We start from the raw sequence: 1,377 nt of genomic DNA, 5'->3' as shown, positions 1-1,377 counted from the left end.
GGCGAAGGGGCAGCGCGGGGCGAAGCGGCAGCCCTGCGGCATGCGGTCGGCCGGCGGCACCGTGCCGGGGATGGTGGCCAGGCGCCCCTCGCGCCGGCCCAGCGACGGCACCGACCCCATCAGCCCGATGGTGTAGGGGTGCTGCGGGTCCTCGAAGATGGCCTCGACCGGGCCGGATTCGACGATCCTTCCGGCATACATCACCGCGACATGGTCGGCGACCTCCGCCACCACGCCGAGATCGTGGGTGATCAGGATCATGGCGGTGCCGGTCTCGTCCTGCAGCCGCCGCACCAGCGCCAGGATCTGCGCCTGGATGGTGACGTCCAGCGCCGTGGTCGGCTCGTCGGCGATCAGCAGCTGCGGGTCGTTGGCCAGGGCCATGGCGATCATGGCGCGCTGGCGCATGCCGCCCGACAGCTGGTGCGGATAGGCGTCCAGCCGCTTCTCCGGCGCCGGGATGCGCACCCGGCGCAGCATCTCCAGCGCCCGGTCGCGCGCCTCGGCCTTGGTCACGGCCCTGTGCCGGCGGATGCCCTCGGCGATCTGGTCGCCGATGGTGAAGGCCGGGTTCAGGCTGGTCATCGGCTCCTGGAAGATCATCGCCATGCGGCTGCCGCGCAGGTCGGCGCGCTGCCGGTCGGCCAGCCGGAACAGGTCCTGCCCCTCGAACCGGGCGCTGCCGGAGGTGATGCGCGCCACCGGCGGCAGCAGCCCCATCAGCCCCAGCGCGGTGATGCTCTTGCCGCAGCCGGATTCGCCGACGATGCACAAAGTCTCGCCGCGGGCGACGGAGAAGGACACCCCCTCCACCAGGTTGCTGCCGAGCGACAGCGACAGGGCGAAGTCCTCGACCTGCAGCACCGTCTCGCGCGCCGGCTCCGCCGCGGCGGCCGGGGCGCGGGCGACGCGGACGTCAGAGACCGAGGCCATCGGCCGCCTCCGTGCTGCCGTCGGTGGTGCGGGCGGGGCGGTCAGCCGCCTCATCCTGCGGGGCCGGGTCGCCATGCATCGCCGCCTCCAGATTGGCCTGCAGCGCCAGCAGGTGGCGCCGCATCGCCGCCTCGGCCGCGGCGCCGTCATGCCGGGCGATGGCGGCGACGATATCGCCATGCTGGCTGGTATAGGCGCGCAGGCGGATGCGGTTGCGTGCCGCCTCGCGCAGCCGGCGCCAGGACGGCGACTGGCGGATCCTGTCGATGCAGTCGAACAGCGCCAGCAGCAGGCCGTTGCCCGCGGTCTCGGCGATGTGGCGGTGGAAGGCGCTGTCCCACAGCTCGTGGCCGTCGCTGTCCATGGCGGCGGCGGTCTTGCGCTCGATCCGGCGCAGCGCGGCGACGCTGTCGGGCGAGGCCTTCAGGGCGGCGAGGCGGGCCA

Annotated in this window: 2 protein-coding genes; both read right to left on the bottom strand. The window is 73.6% G+C overall.

Features of this window, described 5'->3' with window-relative positions:
• On the bottom strand, window positions 1–933 hold a 933-nt coding region (locus P409_RS34410), incomplete at its 3' end, for an ABC transporter ATP-binding protein (protein ID WP_052121715.1).
• On the bottom strand, window positions 917–1,377 hold a 461-nt coding region (locus tag P409_RS34405), incomplete at its 5' end, for a FadR/GntR family transcriptional regulator (RefSeq protein ID WP_034849373.1). The genes P409_RS34410 and P409_RS34405, both read right to left, overlap by 17 nt.

The organism is Inquilinus limosus MP06 (assembly GCF_000767795.1).
GTDB lineage: Bacteria > Pseudomonadota > Alphaproteobacteria > DSM-16000 > Inquilinaceae > Inquilinus > Inquilinus limosus_E.
Note: the sequence above shows the minus strand (reverse complement) of the source record. Positions and strands in the feature narration are given on the sequence as shown.